Genomic DNA, 16227 nt, shown 5'->3' with positions numbered 1-16227 from the left:
GTCAGAGCGCGTCCAGGCCAATATCGAGAACCGGCGCCGAATGGGTCAGGGCGCCCACCGAGATGACGTCCACGCCCGTTTCGGCGATGCCGCGCACCGCTGTCAGATCGACCCCGCCCGAAGCCTCCAGCACGATCCGCCCTGCGACGCGCGCAACGGCGGCGCGCAGGTCGTCGAGGCTGAAGTTGTCCAGCATGATGACATCGGGCGCCGCGCCCTCTTCGATCAGGGCCAATACGGCGTCCAGCTGATCCAGCCCATCGACCTCGACCTCCACCTTCATCAGATGCGGCGCAAAGGCCCTGGCCCGGCGCACCGCCTCGGCGACCCCGCCGCAGACGGCGACGTGATTGTCCTTGATCAGGATGGCGTCATCCAGACCGAAGCGATGATTAATCCCGCCGCCGCAGGCCACGGCGTGCTTCTCCAGCGCGCGCAGCCCCGGCGTGGTCTTCCTCGTGTCCGCGATCCGCGCATTCGTCCCGGCGACGGCCTCGACATAGGTGCGCGTCAAGGTCGCCACGCCGCTGAGCCGTCCGACCAGATTGAGCGCCGTTCGCTCGGCCGAGAGGAAGGCGCGCGCGTCGGCCTCGACAACAGCCAGCACGGCGCCCGCGTCAAAGGCGTCGCCGTCTCTCAATCTCAAATCGACCGATGCCCTGGGGTCCATGGCCAGAACGGCCAGACGCACGCAGTCGATGCCCGCCAGAACACCGGGCTTCCTGGCTGCAAAGGCCGCCTTCATCCGCGCACCCTCTGGGATGCAGGCCATGGCGGTCACATCGCCGGCTCGACCCAGATCCTCGGTCAGCGCCAGCCGCACGACAGGCTCGATCAGAACTTCTGGAAGTCGTCTCATTCCGCCGCCTCCAGCGCCGCCGGGTGGGGAATCCGCACTCGCGTATGCACCGCCGCCCCATCCGTCTGCGGATAGTCCGACCGGTAGTGCCCGCCCCGGCTCTCGCGCCGGTCCAAAGCCGCCTTGGCGATCAGCCTCGCCGCCAACAGGACGGCCGCCGGCCCGTGCCGGCTCTCCAGCCGGTCGATAAGGGCGATCAGGGTCTGCAGTCCCTGCGCAGCACGCACGACACCCGCATGAGCCGTCATGGCGGTCCGCAGTTCGGCCATCGCCGCATCCGGCAGGTCGGGCGAGATGTCAGCCGCCAAGGGGCGGCCGCCGCCGACTTCCTGGGCCGCCGACCGGCCCGCGCGTCGACCGAAGGCCGCCGCTTCCAGCAGGGAGTTGGACGCAAGCCGGTTGGCGCCGTGGACGCCGGTCACCGCGCACTCTCCGACCGCATAAAGGCCCGCGACCGTCGTGCGGCCGTCGGCATCGGCGGCGATCCCGCCCATGTGATAGTGGCATGCCGCCATCACCGGGATCGGGCTGACGCGCGGGTCCAGACCGGCGCGCATACAGGCACCGAAGACGGCGGGAAACGCATGAGGAAACTCGTCCCCGATCGCCGTGCGTGCATCCAGAAAGGCTCCTCGCCCGTCGGCGCACGCCGCATGAACTGCGCGCGCCACCACGTCGCGCGGTTTCAGATCGGCGTCGTCCGCCTCGCCCAATAGAAAGCGCCCCTGACCATCGATCAGTCGCGCGCCCTCACCCCGCAAAGCCTCGGTCGCCAGCGGCGCGGGGTCCAGTCCAACGTCGATAGCCGTGGGGTGAAACTGCACGAACTCGGGATCGAGGATTTCCGCGCCGGCGCGCGCGGCCAGGGCCATCCCCTCGCCCTTCAACGCCGCCGGGGTCGTGGTCGCTGCGAACAGACCGCCCGCCCCGCCCGTGGCCAGCACCACCGCCGTCGCCGTGATCTCGACCAGGCGGTCGCCGCGCACGACCACCGCCCCGACCACTCGGCCGTGGGCGTCCTGCGACAGGGCCTTCAGCCGCGCGTCGTCCCAGACCTCGATCAACTTTTCGGCCCGCACCGCCGCAACGACGGCCGACAGGATGGCCCGGCCCGCCCCGTCGCCGCCGACCCGGGCCACGCGGGGAACGGAATGGGCCGCCTCCAGGCTGACGACGAAGCCGCCGTCCGCATTCCGGTCGAACGGCGCGCCCAGGGCCGCCAGCCACTCGACCGTCTCGCGCCCGGCGTCGGTCAGGGCGCGCGCCGCGACCGGCTCGACCAGACCTGCGCCCGCCGCCTCGGTATCCCTGGCGTGCAATGCGGCCGAGTCCTGTCCTGTCAGCGCCGCCGCCATCCCGCCCTGCGCCCAGGCGGACGAACAGGCGTTCAGCAAAGGCTCGGGCGTCACGACCAGAACCTTGGCCCCAGCCTTCGCCGCCTCCAGCGCGGCCGACAGCCCCGCCAGGCCCGCCCCGACGATCAGAGGTCCGTCATGCCGCGTTCGGTTCATCGTCCAAAGCCCAGGTAGTTGAGGCCCAACTGCACTGCGCCGGACGGATCGCCCGCGGTCATCGGCATTAGGGCGCCGACGGCCGCCGCCGCGCACACCGCCAGGGTCAGCAGATAGAGGGCCAGGCTCTTGCCCGCCTCGGACCAGCTCAGCGTGCCCCAGGCCGCACGCCAGACGCCGCGCTTCAGATGACTAAACACCGACAGGGCCAGGAAGGCGGCCAGGATGAACCGCCCGGTCGTCAGCCCCCACCAGACCACCGCGACACCGATGACCAGCAGCACGATCTGCTCCAGACGCGGATGCACACGCGTTAGGATCGGCCCTAGAGCCTTGGATCCATCCAGAGGCGGCGCCGGCACGAGGTTCACCAGATTGAGCATGGCGATGAAGAAGGCGCCCATCAGCCATTCGCCCTGCCCCAGAACCATCCAGACCCCGACGAAGGGAATCATCGCCAGCAGGCCGAACGCCGGTCCGGCCAACGACACCAGAACCCCGTCCCACTCGCTCTTCGGCTCACGCCGCGCCTTGGCCAGGCCGCCGAGGAACGGGATGATGTAGATGCGGGCCGGCCCCATGCCGAGCTTGTTCATCGCCAGGGCGTGGCCCGCCTCATGGACGAACAGGCCGATCAGCACCGCGCCCGCCACGATGGCGCTGCCCGTGATCCACCACAGGAAGCCGCCCATCAGCGCCGTGGACAGTATCGCCCAGACCAGGCTCTGGTCCTTATCGATCGGCGCTTCGGCTGCGGGCGCCGGCGCAGTCTCACGCGCCCGTGTCGTTTCAGGCCTGGCGTCCCACGGTCCCGGCGTGCGGCCAAGAGTACGGTCAGGCGTCTGATCTGTCGTGTCTGTGTTGCTCATGGCGTCCAGATGGGCGCAAGGATCCGCCCCGTCGCCGGGACCGATCGCCGCGTCACGCTCAGATCAGCTCCACATCGACGTGGTGGCGCGCCTTGACCAGGTCGTAGCGCGCGGGAATGGCGGGCGGCGGCAGGTCGATCATTCGCTGCACCGCCAGGCGTCCACGCTCGATCATGTCGGCCGGCACCGTGACCTCGAACTGCATGTTCAGCAGGCAGTCGTGGATGTTCTGCAGCGTGATCCGCTTCATGTGCGGGCACAGGTTGCACGGGCCGATGAACTGCACGCCCGGCACGTCGCCGGCCACGTTCGAGGCCATCGAACATTCGGTGATCATCACCACCTGTCTGGGCCGGCGCGCCTCGACATAGTCGGTCATCGCCGCCGTCGATCCGGCGAAGTCCGCCGCCGCCAGCACATCTTCCGGGCATTCGGGGTGCGCCAGGATTTCCGCGCCCGGATAGGCGGCGCGCATCTCGGCGATATCGTCCACCGTGAACCGCTCATGCACCTCGCAACGGCCTTTCCAGGCGATGATGCCGACTGTCGTCTGGGCCGCGACGTTGCGCGCCAGGAACTCGTCGGGGATCAGGATGACGCGGTCCACGCCCCATTCCTTCGCCGCCCATTCCACCACCTGAACGGCGTTGGCGCTGGTGCAGCAGATGTCGGTCTCGGCCTTCACATCGGCGGTGGTGTTTACGTAAGTCACGACCGGCAGACCCGGATAGCGCTGCTTGATCAGCCGCACATCCGCTCCGGTGATGGAGGACGCCAGCGAGCACCCGGCGCGCAGGTCGGGGATCAGCACGGTCTTTTCCGGCGACAGAATCTTGGACGTCTCGGCCATGAAGTGAACGCCCGCTTGGACGATCACCCTCGCATCCGACCGCGCGGCCTCCTTGGCCAGCCCCAGGCTGTCGCCGACATAGTCGCCGACCCCGTGGAAGATCTCGGGCGTCATATAGTTATGGGCCAGGATCACGGCGTCGCGCTCGCGCTTCAGCCGGTTGATCTCGCTGATCAGCCGCGCCTGCGCAGGCCATTCCAGCGGCGTGACGTGGTCCTTGACCTTGGCCCACACCCCGGCGGTCTCCCGCTCCAACTCTTTCGTCAGACCAAAGGCGCCGTCAGCCATGATCATCTCCATACCCTTATGCTCACATTTAGCATAAGCAGGCGCAATGTAGGCCGATGCGGGCGCTGTGCAAGAGGAAATGCATTCCTATTTCCGCAACTCACCGACGACTGCGATGTGCAAAAACCGTTCCCAACAGTGCGGATATCGCCTAGACGGCAGCCTACTTCTTTGCCTTTAAGCGCCTATTCACGACATTTCCATGCAGGACACCATCCGCCGCATCCTCACCGCCCGCGTCTATGATGTGGCGGAGGAAACGCCTCTCGACCCGCTGCGCCGCCTGTCGGCCCGGCTCGAGCGGCCCGTTCTGCTAAAGCGGGAAGACTTGCAGCCGGTCTTCTCGTTCAAGATCCGCGGCGCCTATAACAAGATCGCCGGCCTGTCGGAGGATCAGTTGTCCAAGGGCGTCATCTGCGCCTCGGCCGGCAATCATGCGCAAGGCGTGGCCCTGGCGGCCGCACGTCGCGACATTCCCGCCACCATCGTCATGCCCACCACCACGCCCGGCATCAAGGTCGCGGCTGTCCGGGCCCTGGGCGGCGACGTGGTTCTGCAAGGCGACAGCTTCGACGAGGCCTACGCCCACGCCCGTGAACTGGAGAGCCGGACCGGCGCGGCCTTCATCCACCCCTTCGACGACCCCGACGTCATCGCAGGCCAGGGCACGGTGGGGCTCGAGATCGCCCGTCAGCACGCCGACCCGATCGAAGCCGTCTTCGTGCCCATTGGCGGCGGGGGTCTGGCCGCAGGCGTCGCCGCCATCGTCAAATTCCTGCGTCCGGAGACCCGGATCATCGGCGTCGAGCCGGTGGATGCGCCGACGATGAAGTCCGCCATCGACGCGGGCCAGGTCGTGACCCTGGACGAGGTCGGTCTGTTCGCCGACGGCGTCGCCGTGCGTCGAGCCGGGACCGAAACCTTCCGCCTGTGCAAGGATCTGTTGGACGAGATCGTGCTGGTGGACACCGACGCCATCTGCGCCGCGATCAAGGACATCTTCGACGACAGCCGCGCCATCGCCGAGCCCTCGGGCGCCGTGGCGCTGGCCGGGCTGAAGGCCTGGGCCGCCGCCCATCCCGGAAGCGGCAGTCTGATCGCCGTCAACTCGGGCGCCAATCTGAACTTCGACCGGTTGCGCCACGTCGCCGAACGGGCCGAAATCGGCGAGGGCGCCGAGGCCTTGCTGGCCGTGGCGATGAAGGACGACCGCGACGACTACCGTCGATTCCTGGATAGTCTGGACGGTCGTTCGGTCACCGAATTCAACTATCGCTGGTCCGGCGACGGGCAGGCGCAAATCTTCGTCGGCGTCGCCCTGCGAAACGGCCCGCACGAGCGCGACGATCTGATCGCGACCCTCCGCGCTGGCGGCTATGCGGTCGAGGACATGAGCGACAATGAGACCGCCAAGCTGCATGTCCGCTACATGGTGGGCGGCCGCACCGTCGGCCTGCCCCACGAACGCATCCTGCGCTTCCAGTTCCCAGAACGCCCCGGCGCCTTCCTGCGGTTCCTGAATAGCCTGCAACCCGCCTGGGCCCTGACGCTGTTTCACTATCGCAATCACGGCGACGACGTCGGTCGTGTGCTGGCGGGCATCAGCGTGCCGCCCCAGGAACAGGATCAACTGACCGCCGCCCTGGCCGATCTGGGCTACCCCTACGTCGACGAAACCGCCAATCCGGCGTGCCGCCTGTTTCTGGACGGCGCGTAACTACGTAGTGCGACCTTAACCGGGCGTTTGCGGGCGGCGGCGCATGAGTACAGGCCTACGGAGCCCGTCATGTTCTCGTTCAATCGCCTGTCCATCGCCCTGACGCTCGCCGTCGTGGCGGGGCTCGCCATCGGCGCCTTGATGATCGTCGCCGCTATCGGCGTGACGGCCTATTCCGGCGCGATCGTCCGCGACATGGCCGGCCGATACGCCGAAAGCGCTGCGCTAGAAGCCTCGCAAGAAATCCGCAACGAGATCATCTCGGCCGGCACGGGCGCCAAGACCCTGGCCGCGACCTTGGGCGCCGCACGACAGACGGGACTGACCGACCGCGCCGCCTATATGGCGCTGGTCAAGCCGAACGCCGAAGCCACCGATCAGGTGATGGGCGCCTGGTTCATGGCCGCCCCGGACGCCGTCGGGGCCGACGCCGCCCACATCAGGGATGCGGCGAGCAGTTCGAACGTCAACGGACGACTTTCAATCTATTGGGTGCGCCGCGACGGTCAGATTTCCCTGGAGCCTGAGGCTGACGGCTCGGACTTCGAACAGGCCTATTATACCGAGCCCATGGCCAGCGGCGCGCCGGTCGTGGTCGAGCCGTACGAAGAGAACATTGGCGGCGGCAAAGTCGCGATGACCTCGGTCGCCTATCCGGTGCGCGCCAACGGCCGCATCATCGGAGTCGCGGGCCTGGACATCACCTTGGCCAACCTGTCGCAGCGCTTGGCGGCGATGAAGCCGCTGGGCACGGGTCGCGTCACCCTGGTGTCGAACAAGGGCGTCTGGGTCGCCCATCCGGACGCCGCCGTGCGAGGCCAAGCCTATGCGGACGCTGGCGCGGACATCGTGCGCAACGTCATCGCCAAACGCCAGGCCCAGGCGGTCGAGGGCGTCAGCGTGAACGGCGAGCCGGTTCGACGTCTGGTGCAGCCTGTGATCCTGCCCGGTCAAAAGGCGACCTGGGTCGTCGTACTGGACATTCCCGTCGCGACGATCGAGGCCCCGGCGCGGCAGTTGGCCTTGATGCTTCTGGTCGGCGGCGTTCTGATCATCGCCGCCATCATCGTCGCCCTACTGATCACCAGCGACCGTCTCATCCGACGCCCGCTTGCGCGTCTGACGGCCGATGTGCGGACCATGAGCGAAGGGCGTTATGACATCCCCGTCGCCGGTGCGGACAAGGCCGACGAACTGGGCCAGATCGCGCGGGCGCTCGAAGGGTTCCGGCTCGAGCTTGCGGACGGTCTGGCGCGGCGCGACCAGCAACAGCGCGAACGTGCGGCCGCCGAAACCGATCGTCGCCGGCACGCCGAGGAGACGGAGCTCTTCGCCGCCTCGCAAACGCGCGCCGTCGAGACTTTGGGCGAAGGTCTGTCGCGCCTCGCCGCCGGCGAACTGGCCTGGCGAATGCCGGAGGCGGGCTTCACCGCCGACACGCGTCGCATCCCGGAAGATTACAACGCCGCTTTGCATCAGTTGCACACGACGATGACCGGCATCTGGACCACGGCTCAGTCGATGCGCGGCGGATGTCAGGACATCGCCGCCGCCGCCGACAGCCTGTCGCGCCGCACCGAGCAGCAGGCGGCCGGTCTGGAACAGACCGCCGCCGCGCTGGACCAGCTGACGCAGACGGTACGCAGCAGCGCCGAAAACGCCGAGCGCGCGCGCGACATCACCCAAGCCGCTCAGGCGGCGGCCGACAAGGGCGAGGCCGTGGTGCAGGACGCCATCGGCGCCATGTCGGAGATCGAGCAGTCGTCGACCCAGATCAATCAGATCGTCGGCGTCATCGACGAGATCGCCTTCCAGACCAGCCTTCTGGCCCTGAACGCCGGCGTCGAGGCCGCCCGGGCCGGGGAAGCCGGACGCGGCTTCGCCGTCGTCGCCTCCGAGGTGAGGGGCCTGGCCGAACGGTCGGCCAGCGCCGCCAAGGAGATCAAGGCGCTGATCGCCCTGTCGCAAAGCAATGTGCAGCGCGGATCCGATCAGGTGTCGCTGACGCGCGACAGCCTCAGCGCAATCGCTGTCCAGGTGGCGGAGGCCAACGCCCTGGTTCGCACGATCGCCGCCGCGACGCGCGAACAGTCGGTCGGCATCGGCGAGATCAATGTGGCGATCAATCAGATGGACCAGTTCACCCAGCAGAACGCCGCCATGGTCGAGGAATCCACCGCCGCCAGCCACGCCCTGACAAACGAGGCCGGCGAACTGGAGGGTCTGATCAGTCGCTTTGATCTAGGTCAGACGGCGCAGTCGAGACGCGCCGCCTGATCAAGCGACGGGCGCCACGTATAGCGCCCGTCTGTCTTCACGCCTTGTCGATGGCGGCGGCGATCTGATCGCTGGAATGGCCCGTCAGGTCCTTGGCGATCTCCCCGACTAGCTTGGCTTGAAGGTCCTTGTGCCAATGCTTGCGCAGTTCGCCCAGCGTCTTGGGCGCGGCGATCACCAGCAGTTCGTCGATCTTGTTGGTAACCGACCATTTGTTCAGCACCTCGGCGACGCCCATGGCGAAACCGTCCTCGGCCTGGGTGTCATTGTCGGGGTTCGCCTCATTGGATCGGCGGCCGGCCGAACCCGACACGCGATCCGCAATGGCCGGGGCTTCCAGCGGCGTCAGCTTGATGTCCGAAGCGTTCGTATTCTTGAACAGGGCCAGCTTCTCGCCATCGACCACCGCCACCAGCGCGCCATTGGAAAGTTTCATCGTCGATACTCCAGTGTGTAGGGATCGAGACAACGAACCGGGACGCAGGCCGTTGCCTCGCGCCGCCGATCCCATAGTGTCGCGCGACAAAACCGCCGGGAGATGAACCATGCCTGACGTCCTGCCGCTGGACCGCCGCCGCCTGATGGCCCTGGGCGCATCGGGCGCCGCGGCTGCGATGCTGCCGGGGTGCGCGACCATGACGGCTGCATCGCCGCGCCAGACGGTATGGACCTTTGATCGCCTGGCCGACATCGGGGGGATCGAGACCCGCGTGGAGGGCGCGCCGGGCCTGATCGACAGCCCCTTCGGCCAAGCGGTTCGGTTCGACGGCGTGGACGATGCCCTGTTCATCGATCAGCATCCGCTGGCCGGGGCCGAAACCTTCACCTTCGAAGCCCTGTTCCGACCCGACGGCGGCGCCTTCGAGCAACGCTGGTTTCATCTCGCCGAAGAGGCGCCGGCCGGTCAGCCGCCGTCGCAGACGCGCTTCCTGTTCGAGATCCGCGTGGTTCAGGACCGTTGGTACCTGGACGCCTTCACGCGCGGGCCCGGCTACAACCACACCCTGATTTTCCCCGAGCGGCTCCATCCGTGCGGACAGTGGTTCCACGTCGCGCAAACCTTCGACGGCGTCCTGTACCGGGCCTATGTCGACGGCGTCCTGCAGGGCGAACACCCGGTGGCGTTCAAGCCGCAAGGGCCAGGCCGCGCCTCGGTCGGTTGCCGCATCAACCGCGTGAACTACTTCAAGGGCGCGGTGCGTCAGGCCCGCTTCACCCACGCCGCCCTGCCGCCCGAACGGTTCACGCGCGGCTAAAGCAGCCGGCCGCCCGCTTCATGCGCCAGCAGCCAGCGTTTGCGCTCAAGTCCGCCCGCATAGCCGGTCAGGGTCCCGTTCGCGCCGATCACGCGGTGGCAGGGCACGATGACGCCGACCGGATTGGCGCCGTTGGCCAGACCCACGGCGCGGACGGCCTTGGGCGCGCCGATGGCCGCAGCGAGCTGACCATAGGTGCGGGTCTCGCCGGTCGGGATGTCGCGCAACGCCTTCCACACCGCGCGTTGGAACTCCGTGCCGCCGGTGCGGACCGTGATGGCGTCGAAGGCGGTGAGATCGCCGCCGAACCAGGCCTCGACCGCCCGACGCACCGGCTCCGGCGCGCGGCCTTCGGTCAGCACGACCTCACCGTAGTGTCGACGCAGCAGCAGGCGCAGACGGGCTTCGTAATCGTGGAAATCAAGCGCGCGTACCGCGCCGTCGGCGTCGGTGACGACCAGCACCTCGCCTACCGGGGACGGGATGCGATCCAGGGTCAGATGCATGTCAGGCTGCTTGGTCATCTCGCCGCTCCTCGCTCAGGGCCCAATAGAGTGCGCCATAGGCCCGCCACGGCCGCCACCGCTCGGCGCGCGCCAGCAGCGCGGCGTCCGTCGTCGCCAACCGGTCGCTGGGCGCATCCTCGCCGGCGTCGATCCAGTCGCCCGCAAGCCTCAACCCCGGCGTGGCCCTGATTGCGGCGTGCAGAACGGGGTCGGCCGACAGGTCGCGCGTGACCGCCTCGGGATCGGCGGCGAGGTCGAACACGCGCCGCACCCGCGCCAGTACGCCCGGCAAGGCTTTCAGATTGTCGATCCGTGCCTCGACCGCCGCCTTGCCCGGCTCGGCGGGGCGCACCGTCACCGCACCCTCCGCGCCATCCACGTCGGGGCGCAGCCGCCGGGTCCAGACGCCATCGACAACCGCCTCGCCCGCGACGCCGCGCGTCGTCAAGGTGGTCATCATGGCGTCCCAGTCATAGGGCGGGCGGTAGGACAGACCGATCTTGATCACCCCACCCGCTTCCGCCTCGACCTTGCGACGCCGCAGGTCGGACGGTGCACGACCGTAAAGGGTCTGAAATGTCTCATTGAAGCGCCGGACGCTGCCGAACCCTGACGCCATCGCCACCTTAGCCATCGACAGGTCGCTCTCGTGGATTAACTGTTTGGCCAGGAGGACGCGCCGCGTCTGGGCCACACTGACCGGGGCCGCGCCCAGATGCTGACGGAACAGGCGGCGCAGTTGTCGCTCGCCCAAGCCCAGCCGTGTCGCGAGGGCGTCCGTGTCGTCGACATCCAGCGCGCCCGCCTCGATCAGCGCCAGAGCCCGGCTGACGGTATTGGACGTGCCGCGCCAAGCGCCCATTTCCGGCGCCGTCTCCGGCCTGCACCGCAGACAAGCCCGTAAGCCCGCAGCCTCGGCCGCTGCGGCGCTGGGGTGAAAGACCATATTCTCGCGCTTCGGCGTCCGCGCCGGGCAGACGGGCCGACAATAGATGCCGGTCGAGGTGACGCCGGTGAAGAAGCGCCCGTCGAAACGGGCGTCCCGCGCCACGACGGCGCGCCAGCAAGCCTCCTGATCCAACAACTGATCCATGCCCGGAGGATGCGCCGCCCGCCCGACGATGTCTCGCGGTTTTCGGACATGGATCGGATCAGTCTCTCAGAAAGAACAAGGCCTCGACCGTCGTGTCCAAGGCCCGGGCGAGTTCCAAGGCCAGAACGGTCGAGGGCACGAAGACGCCGTTCTCCACCGTATTGATGGTCTTGCGCGAGACGCTGGCCTTGTCGGCCAGCCCCTGCTGCGTCAGGCCCGCGGCGGTGCGTGCCTCTTTCAGCCGCGAGCCGAGCCTGGGATCACCCATCGCGACCGGCCTCGCGATCCAGCCAGGCGAACCGCAGGCCCGCCGACGCCCCGCCCAGCGCCAGGACATAGGGCAGAGCCAGCACGCCATAGTCTGCGCGCCATAGACCCAGACCCAGCGCCACGGTCACCCCGCCCATCAGCACGACAAAGGCCAGGATCATTGATCGCGCCCGCAGAACCTGCGTCAGCTCGTCTTCCATCAAGCGGCGGTTCTTCTGCGCGTTCCAATCCCAGCCCATGACGAGCACAGGGATCAGCCAGCCGTACAGAACCGGCAGCAGGATCTGCACATAGGCGCCCAGGTTGTGGTCCCCGCCCAGAACCCGCTGCATGGCCAGATGCGCCTGAGCCATGAACAGCAGCAGCACAAGGGGAAAGAGCACCAGCTGTCGGGTGCGCTCCCGCTGCAGCTTTTCGCGGCGGGCGCCCTCCCGGCTCTCCGCCACATCGATGGGCTGACCGGGGCGGCCGCACCACGCCATCATGGCCCCAATGATCATCAGCCCGAGGCCGAAGCCCGCCGCCACGCCCGCCGTCGTCGCCTGATCGCCCTCTGTTCCATGCATGAGCGCGAAACCCGCGCCGCCCGTTAGGGCGGCGGCGCCGATGACGAGCATGGCGACGCCGCCCCACCAGTATCGACGCCGGCTCGACTGCACCCGCAGAACCGCGGCGTTTTCATCCTTGTTCACAACTTCCTCCTGAAGTAACCTTGAGGTGACATATCACCTATAGGTTACACGCCGTCAAGAGGGGATGTCGCCTTATCGACCGACGACCAGTCGCGCCGCCGCCCGGATGACCCGCACCACCTCTGCGGCAAAGGCCCAGACGACCACGACCATCAGGATCGTCGCCACCCCGCCGACATCGTCGCCGGAGCGGCCGATCAGAACCCGAATCCGATCCACGAATTCGGTGACGCTGCCGACCCAGATCAGCGGCGACAGCGCCGACCAGAACCAGACCCACAGCAGGCCCCAGGCGGCGGCGATCCCGAAAGCCAGGTCGCCCAGCGCCGTGACCCGCACATTGCCACCCGACGCCGCTCGCATCAGATCGAAGCCGATACGGCAGGCGGCGAAGAGGGCGACCGGCCAATAGGCGACCCGCACCATGTCGGCGAGAATGCGCCCGTAATCGACGCCGTCGACGACACCGGCCAGTTCCTCCGGCCGGATCGGCGCCACCTGCAACAGGCCCGTCCACCACAACAGCACCACGGTCCAGCCGATGGCGCTGGCCACCGCACGCGCCACGGGCGACATCTCGGCGCTCTTGCGCACGGCGCGGCCTGACTTGGCCTGACTCATGTTCCGTCCCGACCAGTCGCCGTTCGCCAGCTTCTGTCCCCACTGTTCGGCGTCGAAATCGCCACCCAGCTCAAACAGGCCCAGATCCTTGACGCGCCATTTGGCGATGAAGTCCGGCTTCTTCGACTGACGCTCCAGAACGAAGCCGACGGCGGTGAGCAAACCGACGACCGTGATCGCACCGCTGATCAGACTGGCGATCCCCTGCCCGATCGCCTGGCCCACATAGACGTCGCCGACCAGAACCCGCACCGCCAGGCCGATCAGGGTGACGGCCGCCATAACCGTCAGCCCGACTTTCAGCCCGAACATCCACCACGGATAGAGCTCAGGCCCGATCAGCGCCTGCGGTCCAGGGCGATAACGCGCCGCTACGGTCAGCGGATGACCCACTTCGCGCAGCAGGGCCTCGACCTCGTCGTCGGTCGGCGCCCGTCCCAGTCGGGCCTCCAGCGCCTCCAGACGCCCCATGATCTCGTCGCTCAGCTCGGCGACGATGTCCTCGCGGTTGTCCTTCGGCAGCTGAGCCGCCACGGCCTTCAGATAACGTTCGACCAGGTCCATGCCGGTCTCTCCCTCTTTCCCCGATATTCACAGCATCTTCTCCAGCGAGGCCGACAGGCCGCGCCATTCCACGGCGAGCCGTTCCAGCATCGCCTCCCCGCGCGACGACAGGCGGTAGAACCGCTTCCGGCGCCGCTCCTCCTCGCGCCATTCGCTGTCCAGCAACCCCTGGCTCTCCAGCCGGCGCAGCAGCGGATAGAGGGTGCTCTCCTCCATCTCGACCCCGACCTCGCCCAGGGCGACCCGCAGCGAATAGCCGTATTGCTCGCGCCTGAGGCTCGCCAGCACGGCCAGGATCAACGACCCGCGCCTCAGTTCCAGCCGCAGACTCTCGAACAGCAACGCCTCGTCGTTTTCGCTCACCCGTCATCTCCGTGCGCCACATAGTGTGTAATACACAGTGTATGGGACATACTGTGCGAGGGTGTCAAGCTGGGCCGACCGCAACTAGGCGGAGGTCAGCGCGCTATGGCGGGAGACATCCTCACGCACTAAGTTCTGTTCATGAACCGTTCTTCGACGCCGAAGCCCGCCGCCGCCAAGCCGGCCAAGCCCGTTCACGTGCCAAATCCGGGGGTGCAGGAGGCGTCGGCCGCCTTCCTGCGCGACACCGGAAAAATGCCGATGTTCGCTCCGGTCGCCGGGCCGCGCCTGACGCCGGAGGAGCCGGTCGCCGCGCCCGCCGACTGGGTGCCGCACCGCCCCTCGCACGAGGGCAAGAAGAAGGGCGGCCGCTTCCGCTTGGAAACCAAATACACGCCCGCCGGCGACCAGCCCGCCGCCATCGCCGAACTAGTGGCCCAGGCACAGGCTGGGGATCGCGACCAGGTGCTGCTGGGCGTCACCGGCTCGGGCAAGACCTTCACCATGGCCAAGGTGATCGAGGAAACCCAGCGCCCTGCCCTGATCCTGGCGCCGAACAAGACGCTGGCGGCCCAGCTCTATTCCGAGTTCAAATCGTTCTTTCCCGACAACGCGGTCGAATACTTCGTCAGCTACTACGACTACTACCAGCCAGAAGCTTATGTTCCGCGTACGGATACGTACATTGAGAAAGATTCAAGCATCAATGAGCAGATTGACCGGATGCGGCACTCTGCGACGCGAGCTATACTAGAACGGGAAGACGTCATTGTTGTGGCGTCAGTGTCCTGTATTTACGGGATCGGGTCGGTTGAGACCTATACGGCGATGACGTTCACGCTGAAGGTGGGGGACCAGATCGACGAGGCGAAGCTGCGGGCGGATCTGATCGCGCTGCAGTACAAGCGCAACGACCTGAACTTCGACCGGGGGATGTTCAGGAAGCGGGGCGACGTGATCGAGATCTTCCCGGTCCACCTGGAGGATCGGGCGTGGCGGATCAGCCTGTTCGGGGACGAGTTGGAGGCGATCCAGGAGTTCGATCCGCTGACGGGCAAGAAGACGGCCGATCTGAACGAGATCACCGTCTATGCGGCCAGCCACTATGTGACCCCGCGCCCGACGCTGAACCAGGCCGCCGCCGGCATCAAGGCGGAGCTGAAGGAGACGCTGGACTGGATGGTCGAGAACGGCAAGCTGCTGGAGGCGCAACGCCTGGAGCAACGCACCCGCTTCGACCTGGAGATGATGGAGGCCACCGGCAGCTGCGCCGGCATCGAGAACTACAGCCGCTGGCTGACCGGCCGCGCGCCGGGCGAGCCGCCGCCGACCTTCTTCGAATACATCCCCGACAACGCCCTGCTGTTCGTGGACGAGAGCCACGTCACCATCGGCCAGATCAACGGCATGTTCCGGGGCGACTACCGCCGCAAGTCGACGCTGGCGGAATACGGCTTCCGCCTGCCCTCCTGCATCGACAACCGCCCGCTGAAGTTCGAGGAATGGGAGGCCATGCGCCCCCAGACGGTGCACGTGTCAGCCACCCCCGGCCCGTGGGAGATGGAACAGGCGGGCGGCGTCTTCGTCGAGCAGGTGATCCGCCCCACCGGCCTGATCGACCCGCCGGTCGAGATCCGCCCCGTCTCGGGCAAGACCCGCAACCAGGTCGACGACGTCATCGACGAGGTCAAGGCGACGACGGCCAAGGGCTATCGCAGCCTGGTCACCACCCTGACCAAGAAGATGGCCGAGGACCTGACCGAATATATGCATGAGCAGGGCATCCGCGTCCGCTACATGCACTCCGACGTCGACACGCTGGAGCGGATCGAGATCCTGCGCGACCTGCGGCTGGGGACGTTCGACTGTCTGATCGGCATCAACCTGCTGCGCGAGGGGCTGGACATCCCCGAGTGCGGCCTGGTCGCCATTCTGGACGCGGACAAGGAGGGCTTCCTGCGCTCGGAGACCTCATTGATCCAGACCATCGGCCGCGCCGCGCGCAATGTGGACGGCCGCGTCATCCTGTACGCCGACCGCATGACCGGCAGTATGGAGCGCGCCATCGCCGAGACGGACCGCCGCCGCGAACGGCAGATGGCCTACAACGCCGAACACGGCATCACGCCCGAAACGGTCAAGCGCGACATCAAGGAGATCATGGACAGCCCCTATGAGTCGCGCGAGATGGATCGCCTGACCCAACCGGGCGTGGCCGAAGCCTCCAAACCCTTCGTCGGCTCCAACTTCCAGGCCGCCCTGCGCGACCTGGAAGGCCGCATGCGCGAGGCCGCCTCCAACCTGGAGTTCGAGGAAGCCGGCCGCCTGCGCGACGAGATCAAGCGCATGAAGCTGATGGACCTGGAGTTCGCCAACGAAGCCCTGACCGGCGCCGGCGAAACCGTCGACAAGTCGGCGCCGAAACGCTGGCGCGCGGAAGCGGCGGCGGAGGCGCAGGAGCGGTTCAGGAAGGGGCGGTGATCCGTCCAGG

General features: G+C 67.5%; 15 protein-coding genes. 4 read left to right on the top strand and 11 right to left on the bottom strand.

Features of this window, described 5'->3' with window-relative positions; genetic code table 11:
* Position 1: 1 nt before the first annotated feature.
* From nadC to nadA, 4 genes are read right to left on the bottom strand one after another with little or no spacing between them, the layout of a single operon-like run.
* On the bottom strand, positions 2-859 hold the full coding sequence (nadC, locus tag ABIB58_RS04585) for a carboxylating nicotinate-nucleotide diphosphorylase (RefSeq protein WP_045809827.1): 858 nt from the start codon (positions 857-859) through the stop codon (positions 2-4).
* Entirely contained in the window at positions 856-2370 is a 1515-nt protein-coding gene (locus ABIB58_RS04580) for an L-aspartate oxidase (RefSeq protein ID WP_045809826.1), read from the bottom strand. The genes nadC and ABIB58_RS04580 overlap by 4 nt, the downstream gene beginning before the upstream one ends.
* Positions 2367-3239 (bottom strand): metalloprotease, encoded by an 873-nt coding sequence (locus tag ABIB58_RS04575; protein ID WP_045809825.1) that lies wholly within the window; start codon positions 3237-3239, stop codon positions 2367-2369. Before ABIB58_RS04575 ends, ABIB58_RS04580 begins: the two co-directional genes overlap by 4 nt.
* Before the next feature lie 58 nt (positions 3240-3297).
* Complete coding sequence (gene nadA / locus ABIB58_RS04570) at positions 3298-4389, bottom strand: quinolinate synthase NadA (RefSeq protein ID WP_231576555.1); 1092 nt, start codon at positions 4387-4389, stop codon at positions 3298-3300.
* A 190-nt stretch (positions 4390-4579) separates the two neighbouring features.
* Here nadA and ilvA point away from each other — a divergent pair, with 190 nt between their 5' ends.
* The gene (ilvA, locus tag ABIB58_RS04565) at positions 4580-6094 is read left to right on the top strand and encodes a threonine ammonia-lyase, biosynthetic (protein WP_045809824.1); all 1515 of its coding nucleotides are present in this window, start codon (positions 4580-4582) and stop codon (positions 6092-6094) included.
* 69 nt (positions 6095-6163) lie between these two features.
* A complete protein-coding gene (locus ABIB58_RS04560; RefSeq protein WP_045809823.1) occupies positions 6164-8371 on the top strand; it encodes a methyl-accepting chemotaxis protein in 2208 nt (735 codons plus the stop codon).
* A 37-nt stretch (positions 8372-8408) separates the two neighbouring features.
* Here ABIB58_RS04560 and ABIB58_RS04555 read toward each other — a convergent pair whose 3' ends face one another.
* Complete coding sequence (locus ABIB58_RS04555; protein ID WP_354039313.1) at positions 8409-8807, bottom strand: host attachment family protein; 399 nt, start codon at positions 8805-8807, stop codon at positions 8409-8411.
* A gap of 109 nt (positions 8808-8916) precedes the next feature.
* On the opposite strand from ABIB58_RS04555, the gene ABIB58_RS04550 reads away from it, so the two are divergent.
* Positions 8917-9627 (top strand): LamG-like jellyroll fold domain-containing protein, encoded by a 711-nt coding sequence (locus ABIB58_RS04550; protein WP_045809822.1) that lies wholly within the window; start codon positions 8917-8919, stop codon positions 9625-9627.
* Here the strand turns inward: ABIB58_RS04550 and ABIB58_RS04545 are convergent.
* The 6 genes from ABIB58_RS04545 to ABIB58_RS04520 all read right to left on the bottom strand — a co-directional run bounded on the left by ABIB58_RS04545 (position 9624) and on the right by ABIB58_RS04520 (position 13736).
* Positions 9624-10151, bottom strand: a complete 528-nt coding sequence (locus tag ABIB58_RS04545; RefSeq protein ID WP_045809821.1) for a methylated-DNA--[protein]-cysteine S-methyltransferase — start codon at positions 10149-10151, stop codon at positions 9624-9626. The genes ABIB58_RS04550 and ABIB58_RS04545 overlap by 4 nt on opposite strands.
* The gene (locus ABIB58_RS04540) at positions 10135-11226 is read right to left on the bottom strand and encodes a bifunctional transcriptional activator/DNA repair enzyme AdaA (RefSeq protein ID WP_354039310.1); all 1092 of its coding nucleotides are present in this window, start codon (positions 11224-11226) and stop codon (positions 10135-10137) included. The genes ABIB58_RS04545 and ABIB58_RS04540 overlap by 17 nt, the downstream gene beginning before the upstream one ends.
* A gap of 58 nt (positions 11227-11284) precedes the next feature.
* On the bottom strand, positions 11285-11494 hold the full coding sequence (locus ABIB58_RS04535) for a helix-turn-helix transcriptional regulator (protein ID WP_017504712.1): 210 nt from the start codon (positions 11492-11494) through the stop codon (positions 11285-11287).
* On the bottom strand, positions 11487-12188 hold the full coding sequence (locus ABIB58_RS04530) for a hypothetical protein (RefSeq protein ID WP_354039307.1): 702 nt from the start codon (positions 12186-12188) through the stop codon (positions 11487-11489). The genes ABIB58_RS04535 and ABIB58_RS04530 overlap by 8 nt, the downstream gene beginning before the upstream one ends.
* Before the next feature lie 72 nt (positions 12189-12260).
* Complete coding sequence (locus ABIB58_RS04525; RefSeq protein ID WP_354039305.1) at positions 12261-13373, bottom strand: HAAS signaling domain-containing protein; 1113 nt, start codon at positions 13371-13373, stop codon at positions 12261-12263.
* Between the two features lie 27 nt (positions 13374-13400).
* Entirely contained in the window at positions 13401-13736 is a 336-nt protein-coding gene (locus tag ABIB58_RS04520) for a PadR family transcriptional regulator (RefSeq protein WP_354039303.1), read from the bottom strand.
* Between the two features lie 141 nt (positions 13737-13877).
* Here ABIB58_RS04520 and uvrB point away from each other — a divergent pair, with 141 nt between their 5' ends.
* Positions 13878-16217, top strand: coding sequence for an excinuclease ABC subunit UvrB (uvrB, locus tag ABIB58_RS04515; protein WP_354039301.1), 2340 nt, complete (start codon positions 13878-13880; stop codon positions 16215-16217).
* The last annotated feature ends 10 nt before the right edge of the window (positions 16218-16227 follow it).

Source organism: Brevundimonas sp. UYEF29 (genome assembly GCF_040546195.1).
Lineage (GTDB): Bacteria > Pseudomonadota > Alphaproteobacteria > Caulobacterales > Caulobacteraceae > Brevundimonas > Brevundimonas huaxiensis.
This window is presented reverse-complemented; position numbering and strand designations above follow the sequence as displayed.

Coding starts and splice junctions, on each gene's coding strand:
- ilvA (WP_045809824.1), top strand. CDS start 4,580: ATGCAGGACACCATCCGCCGCATCCTCACCGCCCGCGTCTATGATGTG.
- ABIB58_RS04580 (WP_045809826.1), bottom strand. CDS start 2,370: ATGAACCGAACGCGGCATGACGGACCTCTGATCGTCGGGGCGGGCCTG.
- ABIB58_RS04545 (WP_045809821.1), bottom strand. CDS start 10,151: ATGACCAAGCAGCCTGACATGCATCTGACCCTGGATCGCATCCCGTCC.
- nadA (WP_231576555.1), bottom strand. CDS start 4,389: ATGGAGATGATCATGGCTGACGGCGCCTTTGGTCTGACGAAAGAGTTG.
- ABIB58_RS04540 (WP_354039310.1), bottom strand. CDS start 11,226: ATGGATCAGTTGTTGGATCAGGAGGCTTGCTGGCGCGCCGTCGTGGCG.
- ABIB58_RS04560 (WP_045809823.1), top strand. CDS start 6,164: ATGTTCTCGTTCAATCGCCTGTCCATCGCCCTGACGCTCGCCGTCGTG.
- ABIB58_RS04575 (WP_045809825.1), bottom strand. CDS start 3,239: ATGAGCAACACAGACACGACAGATCAGACGCCTGACCGTACTCTTGGC.
- uvrB (WP_354039301.1), top strand. CDS start 13,878: ATGAACCGTTCTTCGACGCCGAAGCCCGCCGCCGCCAAGCCGGCCAAG.
- ABIB58_RS04555 (WP_354039313.1), bottom strand. CDS start 8,807: ATGAAACTTTCCAATGGCGCGCTGGTGGCGGTGGTCGATGGCGAGAAG.
- ABIB58_RS04525 (WP_354039305.1), bottom strand. CDS start 13,373: ATGGACCTGGTCGAACGTTATCTGAAGGCCGTGGCGGCTCAGCTGCCG.
- ABIB58_RS04535 (WP_017504712.1), bottom strand. CDS start 11,494: ATGGGTGATCCCAGGCTCGGCTCGCGGCTGAAAGAGGCACGCACCGCC.
- ABIB58_RS04550 (WP_045809822.1), top strand. CDS start 8,917: ATGCCTGACGTCCTGCCGCTGGACCGCCGCCGCCTGATGGCCCTGGGC.
- nadC (WP_045809827.1), bottom strand. CDS start 859: ATGAGACGACTTCCAGAAGTTCTGATCGAGCCTGTCGTGCGGCTGGCG.